Source organism: Paenibacillus sp. AD87 (assembly GCF_001659845.1).
GTDB lineage: Bacteria > Bacillota > Bacilli > Paenibacillales > Paenibacillaceae > Paenibacillus > Paenibacillus marchantiae.
Genome location: NZ_LXQN01000007.1, coordinates 4,735,932 through 4,755,799 on the forward strand (window position 1 = coordinate 4,735,932; position 19,868 = coordinate 4,755,799).

Genomic DNA, 19,868 nt, shown 5'->3' on the forward strand with positions numbered 1-19,868 from the left:
CCTGATTCAATATGAGTTCCTTAATTGTGGATCTGATACAATGCCTTAATACCTGCGCCGTCCATCGAGATTTGTGGCGGAATGTTGGTGCCATCTCCTTCGGTCGGGAAGCCTTTCCAGACCGATTCGTTCACGGTGTCAAACACCCATGGTCTGTACATCAGCGGAATGGAAGGGATATCTTTCAGCCAGATGGTATTCAGTTCAGTGTACAGTGACTTCAGCTTCGCCTCGTCAGACACGGATGGAATCTCTTCAATAATGGCGTCTGCACGGTCATTCTGGTACCGTCCCCAGTTCCAGAAAGCCATCTCACCCATTGGGGCAACCCCTTTGGAGTACATGATCGTCATCGCACGGTTCCACGGCTGGCTTGGGCTGACCCCGCCTGCAGGCGTGTTCATGATAATATCGAATTTGCCGGTTTGCAGATCATTGGTCCATACCGGGGATTCCGGGAATTTGGTGCGAATCTCAATCCCTATGGCCTTGGCGCTCTGCGCTACGATCTCCAAGGCAGCGTTCCAGTCAGACCAGCCGTAAGGACATTCAACCTCGAAAGGTCCAAGGCGTTTGCCGTTAAGAACACGGATGCCGTCTTTACCTTTGGTTGCTCCAATCTTGTCGAGCAGAGCGTTGGCTCCTTCAATATCCATCGTCCATTGCAACGACTTGATGGCATCTTGGTCAATATATTTGGACTCGGCGTCCGAGTTCAAGGTCAGGGAAGGCTGCATTGGCGCGGAATATCCGCTCATAGCCAGCTCCGAGATTTTGTCATAGTTGATGCTCATGGCTATCGCACGGCGAACGTCAGCATTATCGAGTCCGGCTTTAGACAGATTGAAGAAAATGCTTGGCATGGAACCGGGCAGATAATACGGCGCATCCTTCAGATACGTTTTGACAGCAGCACCGCCTTCCCACATCTTCCACACTTGAGGGATAAACTGCTGGGAGACGTCCACTTGCCCACTCTTGAACGCCAGATCTCCTGCGGCATTATCCTTGTAGATCACGTGAGTGATGTACTTCGGTGCGGGCAATTTGCCGAACAATTTCTGCCCCCAATAGTTATCGTCACGGACAATCGTAATTTTCTGGTCGTTGTAAAAATGAAGCTTATAGGCTCCGGTTCCCACTGGATTATCATTAACCTCTTTACGAATCGCGGTCAGATCATTATTGTTCTTCTTCTCGATCTCTTCCCAGATATGCTTCGGCAGCATCGGGATTAGTTCAATGCTGTCCAGTACGGTAAGCTTGTTAGGGTTTTCAGGGTTCAGCTTAATTTCCACGGCCTGCGCTCCATCCGCTTTCACTTCACTGATGTAGGCCCAGAAGCTGCTCCAGTTGATATCGTATTTTTTGCCCAGTTCATAGGTGTATACAACATCATCTGCTGTAAAAGCCGTTCCGTCGCTCCACTTCGCATCCGCATTCAACTCAATGCGCAGAGTCGTTTCATCCGTCCATTCATACGAATTGCCCAAGAGAGGTTCAAGGCCACCGTCCAGCTGGTTTACCATAAACAGGGTTTCGTACACCAGTTCCCTGGAGTTGCCGTAATTCACTGGAAATGCGGGATTTCCGCTCAACAGATTGAAGTTGGTTGGTGGCCCCCATTGCAACCCATTGATATACAAGGTCTCATTACGCGGTGTCTCCTTGTTGGTCTGAGGTGCAGGTTCGTTCTGGGTTGTCGTGGTCGGTGTATCCACCGTCCCTTGTGGTTCACTTACTGATGGCGGCTGAACACTTTGGCATCCGGCAAACAATGTGACCGACATGAACAGAGCGACGAGCGGTGTGGCAGCTCTCTTAAATCGCATTCTGAACCCCTCCGTGAATTCATATTGATGTTATTGGAAGCGCTTACTTAAAGTTATTCTATGACTTATCTCACACAACATTCCATCTCTTTTCTCAATTTTGAGACATTGTTTTTGAGGTCATACAAAATAACCAGCTCCGCATGGGGCAGCTGGTTATTTGCTGAATTTGGATCACTACTCCACAGAAGATCAAGAAAGGTTTACTTGACGAATCCATTACGAATGGCAAAGACGACCGCCTGTGTGCGGTCTTCCACTTGAATCTTTTGCAAAATGCGATGTACATGAGTCTTGACCGTACTCTCTCCGATAAAAAGCTTGCGAGCAATCTCCTCATTCCGTAATCCATATGCCATCTGCTGCAAAACCTCCAATTCCCGTCCCGTAAACGGTTCCGGCAATGGTTCGTTTGCTACCGTTTCCTTCACTGAATCCGAATGACTAGGAGTTGAACGAATAGCAAGAGCGATCACCTTGGCTGCCACCGCCGTGCGGTAGATCGCCTCCCCCCGGTATGCAGCACGAACCGCATCAACGAGTTCGTCTGGCGCCGCATCCTTGAGCAGATAACCAACAGCTCCGGCACGTATTCCTTTGTACACATAGTCCTCATGATCGAATGTGGTCAGGATGACCACTTTGCAGTCAGGCAGTATCTTCATCAGCTCCGCTGTCGCTTCCAGTCCGTCTCCTGCTTCCATCTGCACATCCATCAATACGACATGTGGACGAACCTCTGCTGCCAGAAGGACTGCTTCATGTCCCCCGCTCGCTTCGCCTACCACTTCCATATCCTGCTGTGCATTAATAATAAAACGTAAACCATGCCGGACCAGATGCTGGTCATCCACGAGGAGTACACGTATGTCCTGTATTTCCTGCTCCATTACTGTTCATCACCTCCCATAATCTTCTTTACATCTTGAGGAATGGTAAGGGTTAACCTCATTCCATGTGGATCGACTGCATCAATGGATAAGGAACCGCCTGCCCTTTCACATCTTGCTCTCATACTCGACAGTCCGAAACCGGGAGAGATCGGATTTTCTTTGCGATACATTCCGTTGTCCTCCACAATCATATGTAGCTGATGCTCCTTCTCCAAGATGTCCACCTTCACTTGCGAAGCCTGGGCATGACGAATGATATTCGTTAACGCTTCCTGAAGTACACGATACAATAATTCAGACGTTTCTGGCGTCCAATGACTCGTCTGCTCTTGGGGAGTGAGTTTGATCGTGAAACCTGCCATCTCCCGTATCTCATTCACCAGACTCGTCAAGGCGACCAGCCCGAGGCCTGCTTCATTGCTGCCCATCTGATGAGCAACGGTCCGAACCTCCTGGAGACATTGTCGAACTACTTCAAGCACCGTACCCATCGCTTTGTCGGCTTCGTATGCATCCATCTTCATCATATATGGCAATGCCTGAAGCTGAACAATAATGGATGTCAATCGGTTACCAACACTGTCGTGCAAATCCATTGAGATTCGGCTTCGTTCTTCAAGTACGGCATACTGCATCAATCGCACGGTAGCCTGCTCCAACTCCTGATGTGTATCCTGAAGCTCCTGATGGGCATGTGTCAGTTCAGCGTGCACCTTCTGCAATTCCTCATAATGTCGTTTGCTGTCCTGTCTGCTTTCCCGCCTGATTCTCGCAGCCCAGCATAGAATATAGGTTACAGCGTGAGCCATCGAATACACCAGAATCTGATTGGGTTCGTATTCATCCATATAGAGCAGCGCCGCATTCCCAATGATGATAACGAAGCCAAGCAACGAAGAACGATGGATGGGCAATTTCAGCGCAGTATATCCGATGAGATAAAAGGTTAATTCAAATATGCGATACTCGGCCTGGAAGAACTGGGCATAGAGCAGCGTCACCATCCAAATCACCAATATCCCTAACGTTCGCATCCGCTCATTTCGAAGTGACTGTGGAACCCAAACCAATATAAGGTAGGGCAGTCTAACGATCAGTCCTGCACCCAAATCGACCCACGCCAATTCTTTGAAGGGCTCAATCAGACTGGAGAGCAGCAACAACGTTAAAATAAGATCTGCTGTATGATCCAGTACCACCTTTCGAATCTGCATCCATTTCGAATCGTTCTGCATAGCTCTCCTTTCCAATCCTAAAGTTTGAAAATATTATATACCTCTGCCTTGAAAGCGCTGGACTTTGGCATACAGAAAATAACGCCGGGCAGCAATACTTCCCAGAGGTAGAAACAAAAGAGCATTGCTCAGTGAAACCACCGTATGATGCACATCCCATTGGCTGGCGAGCTGTCTTAACACCATAACCGCGATCAGAAGCAAGCTGCTGGCCAGCGATCCCTTAGACATCATTTTACCTGTAGTTGGATGGATTCGAAGCTGTTCCAGATGTACCCGCCACGCACCAATCCCGCAACCTATAATGAGAAAAACAATATATAACAGAATGTTGCCCACCGTTAATGGTGTATTTACTACGCTCGAAAGCACCCAATACGCAATAATCGCTGGAAAGACCCATAAACGGGATGTCTTCACTTCCTTCTCCCTTAGCGATAACAATAGAACAATGACAGCTACAATAACAATATTCATCATGTTTTTTTCCTCACCTTCTCCACGTGTTCTCTGATCTACATTCAGTGTAGCCGAATTCAACGGGAGTTAAGTCCACCTACAGATGGATTGGCTCTCTTAACTTCTTCCATCCAGGGGCTTAGTGTGGATATGCAAGATTCCATGAAGTGTGATGATGATGAGCATATGGAGTGCAAAATAAAAAAACTGGCTCCATAAGGAACCAGCGATAGTCTCGTTTTTTTGCAAATCAATTCACGTACACCAACCTACTTACTCTTCAGAAGCTCACGCAATGTCTGCGGATCGTATGTAGAGACCAGTCGTTCCAAATGTGTGTCCAACCACGCCTCATCTTGATCCCACCATTTCAGTTCCAGCAGTAAAGCAATGATCTCGTCGTCGAAACGCTTTTTGATTGGTTTGGCCGGATTGCCACCCACAATGGTGTAAGGCTCGATATCCTTGGTGACTGTCGCATTGGAAGCGACGATGGCACCGTCTCCAATCGTGACACCCGGCATGATGGTTACATTTTGCCCAATCCAGACGTCATTGCCCAATACTGTGTCACCCTTAAAAGGCAGTTGATCCAGCGTAGGGGTCACTCTCTCCCAACCACCACCAAAAATATTGAAGGGATAGGTTGTCATGCCCTCCATCCGATGATTGGCACCATTCATAATGAATGTCACACCTTCAGCAATTGCACAAAACTTACCGATCACCAGACGATCGCCTAGGAAATTATAATGATGCTGAATGCGGTCATAAAATTGTTCGGGTGGACGACTGTTGTCACTATAATACGTATAATCACCGATCAGCACATTAGAGCGCGGCGGCAAATTCTGAATGTAACAAACGGTACGAATATTATCGTTAGGGAAAAGTTTTGTTTTATCGGGAGCCATATGTGTTCCCTCCTTTTCCCTCATTGTACCAGAAAGGGATTCGATCTGATCATCGAATCCCTTTTCTCGTTCTCCGTAGAACAACGTTTCTCTACAAGAGAGATATTATTTAGATGTAAGTGTTACTTGTGCAGCCGTTTGATTCCAATCCACGGTCAGTCCCAGTCCTTCAGAGATGAAGCGTACCGGCACAAGCGTGCGACTGTTTTTGATAATGGCTGGTGCATCAATTTCGAGCGTTTCACCATTCACCGTTGCTGTGCTGCTTCCGATCTGGAGCACAAGCGTCTGGTCATTCAGAACAGCTGTTACAGTTTTCGCTGTTTTGTCCCACGTTACTTCTGCACCCAAAGCTTCAAGGATGGCGTTCACTGGTACCATAACCCGGCCACTTTGCTCTAGCGGGTCCTGATCCGGGAACGTAATCGCTTTGCCATCGAGAGTTACGGTAATCGCTTTGTCCGTCGTTCCTGTTCCGTTATCCGTGCCTGTATCTTCTGAAGTCTCTGGCAAAGGCGTTACTTCACGTCCAAGCTGCTCTTGCAGATTGGCAAGTCGGTTCAGGGCAAACGTCGTCAGCGATCCCGCTGCCATGGAGCCCATGCCTCCACCTCCGCCAAAGTTACCGCCCGGACGTGTTTGGGTATTGCCTGTGTTGTCTGTTGTTTCTGTTCCCGTTGTGCCATCCGGCGGTGTTGTACCATCGGGAGGTGTCATGCCTTCAAAACCTTCCGGAGGCGTCATACCTTCCATGCCCTCTGGTGGTGTCATGCCTTCGAATCCTTCTGGTGGTGTACCACCCATGCCACCTATACCACCTGTTGCATCAGCGTTGGCAGAGTATGCAATGTTGGATTCAAACTGCTCTGTTGTGTAGAACTTCGTTGGATCTGCTTCAACATATGGACGAATGATGTCAGCCAGACCTGTGATGCGGTCCTGGATGCCTTCCATATAATCCGTCAACTCATTGACGTAGCTCAAGTATTTTTCCTTATACTCAGGCACGGCCAACAGGTTGTTGATCATCGGTACATTTTCCATGCTAATGCCCAGTACTGGCTCGTCCACGGATACGTTCGTTGCATTGGTGTTGGTCGTGGTTGATCCAGTTGTTGTTGTACCACGTCCGCCTCCACCCGAGTATCCATTAAAGGACATGTTAAAGTCCCAAGGTACAACGGTGAATTTGCCAGCCGCATCTCCGTAAAGCATGTAGTTATGCCCTTTGTCGCCGCTATAGCTGTCATAGTTACCAAAGACCATGTTGCCCGCGATATATTTCAGTGCCGAATCCACATCCAGCACACTCTCGATATCGCCTTTTTCACCTTCAGGCATGTCGTTCAGCGTTTTGATGAAGTTTTTGAGTTTGGTTTTATTCTCGTCCGTACCCAAATCTTCGGTGATGGTGCTGTAGTCACTGCCTTCTGAATATTGCAGGTAACTCTTCTCATCCGTATCGTAGAGGACACCGTCCTCATAATCTTCACCGTAATTGCGTTCCAGGTAGCTGTCATCTACTGCTTCAACCCCGGTATAGAAACCAACCAGTTCGCCGTTGATATACAGATTAACGTAGTTCGTCATCGGTACATCCATGCCAATGCTGCGCAGCGCTTCATAGTGAAGAACTTCACGCATGTACGATGGATCGGAATAGTTGTTGTTCAGGACCATTTTATCCAGACCGAGCAGGGTTTGTGTTTTGTCGTATTTATCGAACTTCAGTCTGAAGCTGTAACGGTCAGAATCTTGCATGGAGGCTACGGATTTCAAAGTCAGATTACCCTTGGTGGAGAAACCAACGTTATCTAGCTTGTTGCCGTCCACTTCCACACTTACCTTCTTATAATCCTTATCCAGCGGGCTTTCGAGCATGCTCTTCCAGTCTGCATCATCAATCGTAACATTCACATCAATGACGTTGTCCGTTTGGAACAACGATTCATAGGCTTGCGTGACGCCTGTGCTGGTGCTTGTATTCTCTGCGGCAAACGCAGCGTTCGGGCTTCCTACCAGGACAAAAGATGATGTTACCATCGTCACGGACAAGGCCGTTACTGCAACTTTACGTAGTAAACTATTCAAATGATGAATCCTCCTTCTTGGTTTCTGTTAAGCAACTTAGGCTTATGAAACCATGGTAGAGGACAAACCTTTAATGAATCTTAAATAAGTGATTCACAACAAAAAGTAGCCCATCAGGCTACATAAGTTGAACTATAAATGTTACACCGATCACTCCGATTGCAGTATGGTGTACAATTGAGCCTCAACTTATATAAACGCCTGCTAGGCTACTTGCTCTGATCCTTTACAGCTCGGTAACTGTAACACCTGCTGCTTTGTAATAGTCCTCATTCACATTGTTTAGAATGTTGGCCTTCAGCAGAATACCGACTCCGGCAAAGAGTCCGATTCCGTTTGTATTACCTTCGATTCGGTTATTTTCAATTAACACATTCTCGGGGTTTCCTTCGCCAATATTGCCGGCTCCGGCATCACCTTTGTCGCGCTCAAGACACACGCCCCAGTAGTCGCTGGCGGTATTGTTACGGATCACATTGCCTCGAACCACCGTGCCCGGTCCATTCAGCACTTTGATTCCTGACGCATCTGCAATCGTGGTTGTATTCTCGATGAGATTATCCTCGATTAGAGTATCGGGGGTGCCCATGGTTACCGAAATGCCGATTTGGCTGTTCCTGATCGTGTTGTCATGAATGTAGTTTCCTTTGCCCGACTTGCTGTGGTTGCTGGGTGCTGAACCCCCTGTATTGCCAAGTCCAATCCCTGCGCCTGTCAGCACATCCGTAATCACATTGCCCGAGATTTCATTCAAATACTCCAGTTCACCATGAAGATCAATAGCATCCAGCTTTGTTCCGTTAAATGTATTGCCACGCAGTACGTTGTTATGGGCAACAAACTGGATCAACGCTCCATGTCTGAGATAAGGGCCCTCAAACGTACTATCCTCCACCACATTCCATATCGTATCATTGTCAAAGCCGAGCCGATCAGTCTTGGCCGTTCCCTGAATGGATATTCCGTAGCCTGAACCCCCAGGGCCCAGATCTGTTGCATTACGGAATGTTGCATGCTTCACAAAGACATCTCGGCTGTGTTCGATGCGGATAGCCATTCGTTTAAATTTCTCCACAATTACACCGTCGATCGTAATGTCATACGATGGTTCCTCACCATAGTTAGCGATGTGAATCATGCTATCCGGCCCCCCTGCGGAGGGATTGTTGAATTTGTGATCGGTCGTGTAACTGCCAGACCAGGATGAAGTTAGGGTCATATTGGATACGAGAATGCTGTGCTGAGCCGATGCTTTCAGGACGGCGCTGCCCGTCACCTGATCCAACGATGTCTTAAGCACGGTCCCTCCACTGCTCTCTCCTCTCAGGTTCACCCCGGATTTGAGCATCAGGTTGGTAGTTCCATCCGGCCCGGACAACAAATTGTACACTCCATCAGGCAAAAATACTTCATCACCAACGCAGGCCTCATCAATGGCAGCCTGTATTGCAGGTCGGTCATCGCTCGTATTATCAGCCAGATCTGCTCCGTAATCCCGTACATCAATCGTACGTCCGGTTACAGCATGAGGAGGATGGACTGCATGTGGTGTTCCATCTGTCTCCGTCAGACCTGGAGCGATAAAGGGCTCCGTTCCCTCCGGTGGTTGTGGCTCATTGTATGGAATCAGGGCAACAGGCGTCCCTCCCCCTGCAAAAGGAGCATACAAATGCACATCGGTCAGACTTGTATAAATACTTGAATCAGAATTGCCATGTCCGGTGATCCGTACATAACGTGCAGAAGTATCCGGGATATCAAATGCCTGCATTTCTGTAGTATCCCCGCTGCTTTCGCCGCCATATACCTGGGTCCAATGATCACCGTCAACAGACGTTTCTATTTCAAAAAAGGTCTTCCTGACATCCCCTTTGTAAAAACCAATCCCAACATAGCCCACTTGCTGTGCCTGCCCCAGATCAAATGTGATCCATTGCCCCTCTCCGGCAACAGACCAGCGTGTATAACTGTTATTGTCGATGGTATTAGTCGCCAGGTTGCCGTCGCTACCGCTTGCCGAGACGGAGGCAACAGGCATGGACGATACCGGAACGGCAAGGGTGATCATATCAGTTGATAAAGCACTGCTGTCGTTGCCGGCTTCATCAATCGCCCTCACTTGAAACGTGTACGATGTTCCGGCTGCAAGTCCGCTGTCATGAAATGACTGCTTACCTTGTTCTGCCAGCATAACTCCATCCCGATAAATCCGGTAGGCAGATACAGCCGTATCATCGCTGGCCGCTGGCCATCTCAGTTCCGCAAAATCCGTTCCCCAGTTGCGAATCTCAAGTATAGCTCCCTGTTCCCATTCTGGTGACTGCGTGTCACTGCCTTCTTCGATTAAAGCAATGACCGATAACTGTGGACGCGGATTGCTCGTTCCGTTGGCTTCCTTGGTGTATACGTTCACGGAAACACCTGTTGATCCCGCATCCGCGAGCAAAAATGCAACCTGCCCCGCATCTGGACGACTCTTCACAACATCGGTTACATCAATTTCATAGACGGCTGGGCTTCCATTACGATCTGCCGTAACCTGGAATGTGCCAACGAGCGAAGCTTCGCTGAGACTTTGAACCGGAGCATTCGACCAGGTTAACGTTGATTCGCTCCAGTCCGTTGCATTCAAACCATACAGAGACAACTCTGTATCGATATTCGATGTGCCTTTCTTGGCTGCAATCCGAAGTCGATACCGATCTCCTTCGGGCTCATTTCCGGACATATCAAATTTGAAATATACATATTTCTTGGTCGATGAAGTGGAAGAGATGCTTAGTAATCCGGTGCTGGAACCCGTTGCCTGATTGAAATTCAGATTAGGCTTTCCGCTGTCAATCGCCGCATCGTCGGTTGGAAGCTTGCTGGCGATGACCTTCTCAATCAACGGTTTTTCTTCTTCCTCTTCTTCGGCTCCAGGCGAAGTGTCTTCGGGATTGCTTTTGAAAATAATGGGCTCCGTAACGATCCGGTTCTTCACATGTTCATCAAGAAAGGCCCATGCCTCCGCATTGGCAACCTCGGAAGCCGTCCCTGTAAATCCATGGCCCTGACCAGGTACGACTTTCATATCCACAATCGGGACACCCGCAGATTGAAGCTGTCCCGCGAAAGTAACACTGTCGGTATAGGGAATGGTGGCATCAGCATTACCGTGCCGAATCCAGAACGGTGGATCATCCGGTGAAGCATACGTGCCCGGCATGGCAAGTCTGGCCTGCTCCGGAACATCAAACGCACGTTGCCCACCAAGCAGAGCCGTGACCGAGCTATAGTTATTGGCAAATGTCGTCGTAAAATCAGCGGGTCCGTACCAGTCGGCGACCGCCTGCACTTTGTCGGAATACTCAGGCCATCCGCCAGAACCTTCAAGATCAGGTACATCTACCGTCACCCCTGTATCGAGCATTACAGTGTCACCAGCCACAATGTCCCCTGTTGTACCGAGCAATGCAGCCAGATGGCCGCCCGCAGATGATCCCCAGACGCCTATACGACTCGGGTCCAGGTTGTACTGCGCCGCATGGGCCCGCAAATATCGGATAGCAAGCTTTACATCTTGAATCTGGGCAGGGAAAGGCGCCTCAGGCGTCAGCCGGTAGTCCAGAGATACACCGATGTAACCGCGTTTGAGTACATAATTGCAAATGGAGTTCAATGCCTGCTTTCGGTCCCCGTGATTCCATCCACCTCCATGGATATAGACCATGACCGGCATCGGTTCAGCTGCCGCTGTCTCAGGAACAGCAATGGATGAATAGATTGCTCGCCCACCAGCCGTGCCAATCTCCACATCCTCGTATAAAGTCACTCCTTGTGGTGGCGTAAATTCAGTATTCTCCTCTCCAGGCGGAACTGGCGATGGGGCAGGCGTTATACCGGGAATAGCCTGACCATAAATGGCAACATTGTCGATATACATGTTGGCCTGCATGGCATCTCCTGTCCGAAAACGAATTTTCACCGTGCTGTTATTGTTCGCTTCCGAACCCAGCGCCCAGCTTTTTAGCGTATTACCTTCCTTGTTCTTCACATCTGGAGTGCCTGGGGGAAGTTCAAATGTCTCCAGCGTTGCCCAGGAACTGCCCCCGTCCTTCGACCATTCGATAATAATGCTTCCGCTGATATAGGACGAGGCGCGTGTATAGTAGCTCAGCCGGATATTTCCGTATCCAGTTAGATCAAGTGGCAGCGCGAGTGCATCGGTTCCGTCAATCTTGATCATGTTGGGCAGCGAGGGTGCAGTTGTGGAAGATGATGTTTTGGCCTTGCTTCCACCTACTCCTTCCTGCAGCCAGGGAGCTCTCAGTGCAATTCCGCCTGTAGAGCCAAAATTGTCCGGGTCATCAAAGTTTTCCGCGTAAATCTCCAGCTCCGGGCCCTCCGGATCTGGGATATTTTCTTCCTGCGTAGTATCTAAAATAGAATGAGGATCAGCGTCTTCCATCGCCCGGACTTCATGCACGGGAACGGTAATACCGCTAATGAGTATGACAGACATGGCAACAAGTACAACCCGCTTCTTCCACGTTTTGAACACGTCATTCACTTGTATCCCCTCCGTATTCAGCTGACTTGCCACTCCGATGACAGAACAACCTTCCGATCGCTGTTATCGTGTAAAATGTATAGTTCAACTTAAATCGTTAGCGGCGCGGTGCCGACACTCCCTCACCCTTATTGAATTTCTCGGTGGCTTCTTTGATTGCCTGATCGCCACCTTTGGATTTCCATTCCTCTACCACTTTCGGCCAATCAGAGATCGGCTCCTTACCATAAACCATCTTGATCATGTGTGTGAGCAATACCTGAGGAGGTGTATCCGAATTGGGAGCAATATCAGGATTCTGTACAAAAGCTTCCAAACGCGGATCAAAGTTGATGCCATCCCGACCTTCTTTGGCTAAGATGGTATCGTAAATATTCATCAGCTTTCTGCCTTCTTCTGTCAGCGATAACGAGCCTTTATTGTACGTCGTGTCCTGTACGAACCATAAGAACGACTGACGGTAACGCTCTTCGTCCACGCCAGCGGAGTCTGTTGGCGCTGTGTATGAAATCACGCCATTATCCTCTGTGTAGGTCTCTCCTTCTGTGCCGTATGTGAAAAACTTCTCGGCTTCGTCTGACACCATCCAGTTGAAGAAACGGATAATGGAAGCTGGATCAGCCGCATCCTTATTAATAAAGTAGGCACGTGTCACCGGACCGTACAAATAATAACCGCCCTTTCCGTCGGGGCCGACAGGGGAAGGGATAATCTCGATTTTGGCATCGGGAACCGACGCTTTAATCTGCTTCTCCCATTGGATCAGTTCGTTGGCGTTCATGGACCACATACCTGCCTTGCCCGAGAGAATCGTATTTTTGAATACGGTGGAATTGATGGTCGCGAACTCTTTGTTGATCAGCCCTTCCTCGTACATCGTCTTATAGACAGTTAGGGCTTGCTGCATATTCTCATTATCCATGAACTTCGGAACAACCTGGTCGCCCTGCTGCTCCATCATGGACAGGAACTGCTGTACGTCATAGGCACCGAAAAAGGTATCTGCATATTTGAAATCCTCACGTCCCATATAGGGATTCTCCACGCCGAGCTTCTTAAAGGCGCGCAAAACGTCCATCGTTTCCTCAACTGTAGTTGGCACCGGTAGTCCCGTTTGATCCAGAAGATCTTTGCGAATCCAGGTTGCCCGGCGGGATGGATTGGATAAATATTCAGGGATGGCATAGATATGGCCGTCATGAGTTACCTGGTCCCAGGCTTCCTTCGGCACGGCTTTCAGCAAATCTTGCCCGTACTGCTGTAACAGTTCATCCAGCGGCTGAAATACTCCAGCTTCGACCGAGCCTGCCATCTCTTTGCCGTTGACGCCGCCGTCACCCTGCACCACGTCAGGAATATCATTGGTGGCAAACATCTGGACCATTTTCTGTTCATATTCCTTGTGGGGCACCAGGACAATTTTCAGATCGGTATTAGTCAGATCCTCCAGTTTCTTCACCCATTGATCCTTGTTAATGTCCGGTGACTTCTCCACATAGGTATACGCCAGCGTCCGTAGTGAAATGGAGAATTTTGTTTTGCCGTCTCCCCCGCCCTCACCGGATGCTGCTCCACTCCCTTTGTTGCACCCCGTCATGACAGCTGCCGCCAGCAATAGCGCCATGCCTGAGACCATCCACTTTTTCATGCTACCCCTCTTTTCATCCTGATTTAGGTACCACTCATTGGTGAAGCGCTTTCAAATAGATGTTAAAACATCCCCACCGCCTGCAACAATGGGGATGTTTTAGATGAGATTGCGTTTTCTTTAGGTCAGCACTCCCTAGTACGTCTTGGATACCTCGATCTTCTTCGTTACACCGTTGTCGGTAAAATAGAGATGAATGCCGTGATCCTGGTCATCAATGAAATAAGGGACATACTTCGGCTCCTCGATCTTATATGGCACAAGCAGCGTTACAATTCTATGGCTTGAGGCAGGCCGCGTTTCTGCGCTCAGATGATAATGTCTTTCCAACCCTTCGTACTCTGCCGGGTCCACCTCTGCGAATTGATCCGTCTGGCTGAGCGACAACTCACCGGAGGAAGCATATACAAACGTCCCTTCAAGCCCCGCCTTATTACCGTTCAGAAGGAAGCTCTGCCCTTTCAGCTGTAGCGGGTGCAGTGCATGGAACAGCCATTGAACGCTGTCCGGCTTCTCCAGATCAATGTGGTCCACAATGACGAAATAGGAGGATTGCAGAAAATGAATCTCCCGTACAACACGCTTCACATGGGGTACGGTGCTGGCATAGGCATCGGTCGCTACCGCGCGCACATAACCATCGCCATCCCGCCAATAGGCCTCTTCGATCTGCCCGGTGGCAGCCATGTTCAGCACCTTGTTGTTCTCGGCATACTGACCTGCTCCGCCAATCAGCAGGTTGTTTTTGGAGCGTGTCTGCCTGCGCCATTCCCGGTGAAAGGAGCTGCCGTGCGCGATATAATAGCCCGTATCCGCCGCAAGCGGCTCACCAAATGCATGCAGGGTAAAGCTGTTCTGATCCGCATGACTGTGGCTGATGGAGCCATAACGGCTCGATTTGAGCAGCAGCATAACATGCTCATCCGGATCGTCCATCCGGTGATGCATGGCTACCCACCCCACATCACGGAACCACTTAAGCGGCTCGATGTCCACAGGCGACTCTTCCTCCACCTGCGGATAATCGTGGCGGTATACCAAGTCGTCAAAGTTAAAGTCCCACCAACCGTAGTTATAAAAAGCTCCCTCTGTCCCCGGATCGGATTGGCGGACACGCTCAAAGTACCACTGGTACCAACGGTTGCCTGTAACACCTGCCAGTTGGCGGACAAGATAGCCTGTTTTCAAGTTTACCGGGTCACCCAGCGTAGACTGATCTCCAAAGCTGGCGCGACGAGCATCGGGCGGGTACACATAGAGTGGAAAATCCCCGGTACGCTGGAAGAACGGCCGACGGAAGAAGTCGATGCCCGCATAGTTTCGCAACAAATTCATCGCTTCGGTCACATAGGCCATGCCTGTTGTCCAATACATTGGACCTTCAGCCCAACCTCCATCACTTCCTCCCCAAGGGGAGTACAGACAGGCATAATAATCGATCGCATAATCCAGCCACTCTGCAGCCTGCTGCTCCTCATGCAACAAAGCCATACAGCAGGGCACAAGCACGGAAGACAATGAACGCACAGCATGGCTGTCATAAGGCACATGATGGATCTTCGAACGGACCATCACATGCTGGGCCACCTGTTCTGTCCGCCGCAGCAAGCTGCGCCTTACCACCTCTTGCTCATCACTGGTCAACTCATCATGCAGCCAATCATAGCCCCAAGCGAGCGCGGCGGCGACCCGAAAAGCCGCCTCATCGTTATAATCACGGGAGGTCGTTCCCTCCGTATCCCAAGCCGCCACATGTAATAGCCAGGTTTTGGCTGCTCCAAGCAACCGTTCGTCACGTAGCACCCGCCCCGCGATGCTGAGATGCCGAATCGCATATAACGTTTCCTGACAGTCAATGTACATTTGCCTCCACAGCGGAGCGACACGTTTGTTCTCCGGGTAAGGCAGCGGTTCGCTGATCGGCTCGCGGCTGGCCCATGGCTCCACGGATTTTGCCATAAACACATCCCAGCCGCAATATGTAGCATCTGACGCAATGCCATCCGCAAGTGCCCTTAGCCCACTCTCTCCGAGCCATAACCGGGGGTGAGACGTGTCCGTGGCAACATACCGCTGGGCCCGAGAAGGTATCGGTGTGTCGGGTAATCCCGCTGGTACCGTGAACCGCCTCACCTCACTCCATGCCGACATTTCCTGTTGCTTACCCAGCACAGCGTCCGCTTTGGCTTCGCTATCTTGCTGCACTGGATGATCTACAAGCAGCGCATATCTCCAATAATATTCCCCAGGTTCAAACACCCGGTCAGGCGTGAAAAAGTTATACGGGAGCGGCACAAAGGTCATCGTCCCTTCTTCCTGAAAAGAAGGCCCCACCGACACCTGCAGCAGATAGGCATTCTCATCCTCCTGCTGTGCCGCCATCCAGGTAAACCTTGGCGGATTTTCTGTCAGAACAGTATGTTCGTCAGGTGCATAGTCCACATGGAACGGCCCGCTGATTGGTTGGTACAACGGTCTTTCTGCAAGCTTCCGCTTCACTTCCATCGTATCTTCGCCTCCTTATCGTAATGGTGTAGCATCAACGCATGTACATTCCGCCATTGATTTCAATCGTTTCTCCGGTTATAAAAGAACCCAGCTCGGAACACAGGTATAGCGCCGCTCCTGCGACATCATCGGGAGTCCCTTCCCGTCCAAGTGGGATGCTGCTTACCGCAGAAGATCGACCTTCCGCCGAGGTGAACGTTGCGTGGAATGCCGTTTGCCCGATGAAGCCCGGTGATAGGGCATTAACTGTAATCCCGCCAGGAGACAGTTCTTTGGCAAGTCCTTTGGTTAACGCAATGACAGCCGCCTTGGAGGCTGCGTAAATAGCTGCACCCGGACCGCCCCCATTATGAGCCGCTACCGAGGTCAGATTGATAATTCGGCCGCCTCCAGCCGCTTTCATACCAGGAATGACCGCTTTGGAGACAAATACGGCGCTCTTCAGATTGACATCCATAATCCGGCTGTAAAGCTCCTCGCTCATCGTTTCAATGGGGCTTCGTTCCACCAGATGCCCTGCATTATTAATCAACAGATCAATCGGACCGCCAAAGCGGAGCGTAATCTCCCCAACCATTGATTCTATGGCATTCGTATCGGTCACATCTGCCTGAAATGCAGCTGCTTCACCGCCAGCATCCCGGATGGCGGCCACTACCTCCTCCGCCCGATCCATATTATGCAGGCCATTCACAGCCACCTTTGCTCCGCAACGAGCCAATGCCCCAGCAATGGCAGCACCAATTCCTCCGCTAGAGCCGGTAACCAGCGCAATTTTGTTCTGCAAGTTGATATTCATGTTCTATCTTCCTCCCTGTTATAAATTTAATTAAATCCGCTTGCTATGCTGATCTGCGGGAAGCGCCATCGTAATGGTCGTTCCCAAACCTCGCTTACTCTCAATCATCAAGCCATACGTTTCTCCAAATACAAGCTGAATCCGCCGATGGACATTCATGAGTCCGATGCCTCCGCGATGGTAGACATCATCGGAATCTTCGCCTGCCAGACGATTCAATTCCAGACGGTCACGCAGCTTCTCCAGGCGTTCCTCGCTCATGCCCATACCGTTATCCTGGACAATGACAAGAAAGCGATCTTCCAGGCGCCGAGCATCGATACGGATAAAGTGACCGGGCTCCATGCCTCGCGGAAATGCGTGTTGTAACACATTTTCCACCAGTGGCTGAAGGGTGAGTCGAACCATTTTTTCCAACAACAGATCCGGCGCAATGATAACCTCCACTTCAAGCTCTCGATCCATGCGATGTTTCATGATGGAAAGGTAGGCGAGCACATGCTTCAGCTCATTGGCAACCGTAATTTCCTCCAGATTGGTCTGAATGGAATAACGGAGCATATGAGCCATGGATTCCACCATCTGTGCAATTTCTTCGGAGTCTTGTACGACGGCATAACATTTGATCGTTTCCAGTGTGTTGTAGAGAAAATGCGGATTGATCTGCAACTGAAGCGCCTGAAATTCCGCACGGTGCCGTTCCAGCGCCTCCTGCTGAAGCTCGATTTCCGACTTCTGGCGGCGCAGCTCCGACTCGTATACACTCTCAATCATGTCCGACAGGCGGCTGACCATCAGATTATAGCTGCGGATCAGCACACCAATTTCATCGCGCCTTTCCTTCATCTCCACCTTGTTCCAGATTCCCTTCTCCGTCTGTCTCATTCCGTTCATCAGCACACGAATAGGTTCCACTTGAGATGCTCCAATCCGGTAGGCCACGACAAGCGCGGCGAGCAAGGTCCCTGCACCAACCCATAATGTGGCTGAACGGATCGTTGCAATCGGTCTTTGCAGCTCCGACAGCGGCACGGAAGCGACAAAACGCCAACCCGAATATGCAGAAAGCTCCGATATGAGCAGCCGTTTGGTGCCATCCGTGTTCTGTTCCAGTGATCCTGCCTCCATGTGCATAAGCCTATTCACAGTGTTGGACGCCATCGCTGTCTGCGCCTCTTCGTCCCCGGGTGTGTAGATTACAGTTCCGTTCTGATCCATCACATACTGATACCCACCTTGACCGAGGTCGAGTTCTCCCCATATTTTGTCAAGCTCCAGCACATTTACTTCCATCGCCAGTACTCCGTTTGGCGTATAGGAGGATACCCCTCTAATCCGGCGAGCGATCGTAATCACATTGGCGCTCTGTCCACTGCGAATACTGCGGGTAAGCAACGTCGATTCTCCATTTGCAGGGGTTGCAGCCAGCAACTCCTTATATTGCTGTGCCGCGTCGATATCCGGTATGCCAGCTGAATTCTGGTTGTCATCAATCACAACACGCCCGTTATCCCCGATAACATACAGGAACTTGATCTGTGGGTATAACATAAAAACAGGCGGGAACACGTTCGTCTTAATCTGACGGCTGTACTCGTAATAGGCATAACTGTCCTCCGAATTCATATCGAGGAAATGCTTCACACTTCCGTTCGAGAGAATGGAGTAGGTTGCACGATCATAATTTTGCAAATACAGATCAGTCTGGTACGCCGTATTGCGCATCGTTTGGGCGATGTTGTCCGCAAGCTGGTCGTTCATTTCAGTCGAGGCATAGGTATAGGTAAACAGGCCGATGGCGGACAGAGACAACGTAATCACGACGGCAAAATGAAAGAACAGGCGGATGGACAGGCTGCGCTTCATCATTCAATGCCCAACTTGCTACGATATTCGGACGGGGTCAGTCCGGTAATTTTCTTAAATGTCTTCGTAAAATGGGGATGGTCCGCATACCCCACTTCGTAGGAAATATCAGTAATCCGGTTGCCCGGCTGTTCCAGCATGCGTTTGGCCAGTTCCATTTTGCTGCGTATCCGGTATTGGATAAAGGTCTGGCCTGTCGTCTGCTTGAATAGTTGGCTAAAGTAGGACGGGTTAAGGCCCAGCTTAGCAGCAATCTCGTCCAGTGAAACTTCGCGACGCAAGTGCTTCTCCAGATAGGCTTTTGCTTCTTCCACTGGATGCTTGCGCTTGCCACTGCGCTTTTCCTTGATCGTCTTCATTAACGTGTGGATCTCGTTGCCCAGCGCCTCAAAGCATTCTTTAGAGGAAGCGCTTTCATTCATCTCGCAGGATGTACTCATCGTTCCGTTGCCACGTGCGTTCATGCGGGCCACAATCAATTCCAGCAATTCCTGAAAAAGCTCCGCTGTCTGCTCAGGCATCAAGGAATATGACGGGTAACGACCAGACCATGCTGCGAGCAGCTCCGTGACATCTGATTGTCTCAGCTCCCATATGGCCTCTTCCAGACGCATCGCCCAATCATTCAGCTCTCTCACGGGTACAAGGGAAACCGTAGGTTTATCTTCTTCGGTTGCCAACAATTTGAGCAGCAGTTCATGCAGCTCCTGTCGTCCCACAGGCTTCAGCAGATATCGCTTTACTCCATAATCCATACAGGCTCTTGCATATTCAAAGTCCGAATAACCGGAAACCACAATAATGCGCATCGTACTGCCTTGCTCGGATAAACGTCGACATAGCTCAATACCATCCATCGTTGGCATGCGGATATCCGTAAACAGGATGTGTGGCCGAAAGGCCTCTACCACCTGAAGGGCCTCTTCCCCATGCGCAGCCTGCCGAATCTCACAGTCGAACAGTCCCGCTTGCTTGATCATCTTCGCCAGACCCATCCGAATCATCGGCTCATCGTCCGTAATCAAGATTCTGAACATCGCCATTCCCCCGTTTCCGTCAGATCTGTATGCT

12 protein-coding genes are annotated in these 19,868 nt (G+C 50.0%); all 12 read right to left on the bottom strand.

What is annotated here, in order from left to right; translation table 11 throughout:
- Nucleotides 1-20: 20 nt before the first annotated feature.
- The 12 genes from gpAD87_RS20930 to gpAD87_RS20985 all read right to left on the bottom strand — a co-directional run bounded on the left by gpAD87_RS20930 (nucleotide 21) and on the right by gpAD87_RS20985 (nucleotide 19,834).
- Nucleotides 21-1,832, bottom strand: coding sequence for an ABC transporter substrate-binding protein (locus gpAD87_RS20930; protein WP_064640374.1), 1,812 nt, complete (start codon nucleotides 1,830-1,832; stop codon nucleotides 21-23).
- A gap of 203 nt (nucleotides 1,833-2,035) precedes the next feature.
- Complete coding sequence (locus tag gpAD87_RS20935; RefSeq protein WP_064640376.1) at nucleotides 2,036-2,722, bottom strand: response regulator; 687 nt, start codon at nucleotides 2,720-2,722, stop codon at nucleotides 2,036-2,038.
- Complete coding sequence (locus tag gpAD87_RS20940; RefSeq protein WP_197521454.1) at nucleotides 2,722-3,939, bottom strand: sensor histidine kinase; 1,218 nt, start codon at nucleotides 3,937-3,939, stop codon at nucleotides 2,722-2,724. Before gpAD87_RS20940 ends, gpAD87_RS20935 begins: the two co-directional genes overlap by 1 nt.
- Nucleotides 3,940-3,993: 54 nt before the next feature.
- Nucleotides 3,994-4,500, bottom strand: a complete 507-nt coding sequence (locus gpAD87_RS20945) for a DUF1453 family protein (RefSeq protein ID WP_064640380.1) — start codon at nucleotides 4,498-4,500, stop codon at nucleotides 3,994-3,996.
- Between the two features lie 188 nt (nucleotides 4,501-4,688).
- Nucleotides 4,689-5,333 (bottom strand): Vat family streptogramin A O-acetyltransferase, encoded by a 645-nt coding sequence (locus tag gpAD87_RS20950; RefSeq protein WP_063567838.1) that lies wholly within the window; start codon nucleotides 5,331-5,333, stop codon nucleotides 4,689-4,691.
- A 105-nt stretch (nucleotides 5,334-5,438) separates the two neighbouring features.
- Nucleotides 5,439-7,424: a CotH kinase family protein gene (locus tag gpAD87_RS20955; RefSeq protein WP_064640382.1), complete on the bottom strand. Its 1,986-nt coding sequence runs from the start codon at nucleotides 7,422-7,424 to the stop codon at nucleotides 5,439-5,441.
- A 226-nt stretch (nucleotides 7,425-7,650) separates the two neighbouring features.
- Nucleotides 7,651-12,009 carry an alpha/beta hydrolase fold domain-containing protein gene (locus gpAD87_RS20960; RefSeq protein WP_231952694.1) on the bottom strand — a complete coding sequence of 1,453 codons (4,359 nt, stop codon included), beginning with the start codon at nucleotides 12,007-12,009 and terminating at the stop codon, nucleotides 7,651-7,653.
- A gap of 64 nt (nucleotides 12,010-12,073) precedes the next feature.
- Nucleotides 12,074-13,624, bottom strand: coding sequence for an extracellular solute-binding protein (locus gpAD87_RS20965; protein ID WP_197521455.1), 1,551 nt, complete (start codon nucleotides 13,622-13,624; stop codon nucleotides 12,074-12,076).
- A 135-nt stretch (nucleotides 13,625-13,759) separates the two neighbouring features.
- Nucleotides 13,760-16,129, bottom strand: coding sequence for a DUF4962 domain-containing protein (locus gpAD87_RS20970; RefSeq protein WP_064640386.1), 2,370 nt, complete (start codon nucleotides 16,127-16,129; stop codon nucleotides 13,760-13,762).
- Nucleotides 16,130-16,163: 34 nt separating this feature from the next.
- On the bottom strand, nucleotides 16,164-16,931 hold the full coding sequence (locus gpAD87_RS20975; RefSeq protein ID WP_063567834.1) for an SDR family NAD(P)-dependent oxidoreductase: 768 nt from the start codon (nucleotides 16,929-16,931) through the stop codon (nucleotides 16,164-16,166).
- A 30-nt stretch (nucleotides 16,932-16,961) separates the two neighbouring features.
- The gene (locus gpAD87_RS20980; protein WP_064640387.1) at nucleotides 16,962-18,800 is read right to left on the bottom strand and encodes a cache domain-containing sensor histidine kinase; all 1,839 of its coding nucleotides are present in this window, start codon (nucleotides 18,798-18,800) and stop codon (nucleotides 16,962-16,964) included.
- Complete coding sequence (locus gpAD87_RS20985) at nucleotides 18,797-19,834, bottom strand: response regulator transcription factor (protein ID WP_064640389.1); 1,038 nt, start codon at nucleotides 19,832-19,834, stop codon at nucleotides 18,797-18,799. Before gpAD87_RS20985 ends, gpAD87_RS20980 begins: the two co-directional genes overlap by 4 nt.
- Nucleotides 19,835-19,868: the final 34 nt, after the last annotated feature.

What these genes read in the sequence shown, in the direction of transcription:
- gpAD87_RS20930 (WP_064640374.1), bottom strand. Translation starts at nt 1,832, where the DNA reads ATGCGATTTAAGAGAGCTGCCACACCGCTCGTCGCTCTGTTCATGTCG.
- gpAD87_RS20935 (WP_064640376.1), bottom strand. Translation starts at nt 2,722, where the DNA reads ATGGAGCAGGAAATACAGGACATACGTGTACTCCTCGTGGATGACCAG.
- gpAD87_RS20940 (WP_197521454.1), bottom strand. Translation starts at nt 3,939, where the DNA reads ATGCAGATTCGAAAGGTGGTACTGGATCATACAGCAGATCTTATTTTA.
- gpAD87_RS20950 (WP_063567838.1), bottom strand. Translation starts at nt 5,333, where the DNA reads ATGGCTCCCGATAAAACAAAACTTTTCCCTAACGATAATATTCGTACC.
- gpAD87_RS20965 (WP_197521455.1), bottom strand. Translation starts at nt 13,624, where the DNA reads ATGAAAAAGTGGATGGTCTCAGGCATGGCGCTATTGCTGGCGGCAGCT.
- gpAD87_RS20970 (WP_064640386.1), bottom strand. Translation starts at nt 16,129, where the DNA reads ATGGAAGTGAAGCGGAAGCTTGCAGAAAGACCGTTGTACCAACCAATC.
- gpAD87_RS20975 (WP_063567834.1), bottom strand. Translation starts at nt 16,931, where the DNA reads ATGAATATCAACTTGCAGAACAAAATTGCGCTGGTTACCGGCTCTAGC.
- gpAD87_RS20980 (WP_064640387.1), bottom strand. Translation starts at nt 18,800, where the DNA reads ATGATGAAGCGCAGCCTGTCCATCCGCCTGTTCTTTCATTTTGCCGTC.
- gpAD87_RS20985 (WP_064640389.1), bottom strand. Translation starts at nt 19,834, where the DNA reads ATGTTCAGAATCTTGATTACGGACGATGAGCCGATGATTCGGATGGGT.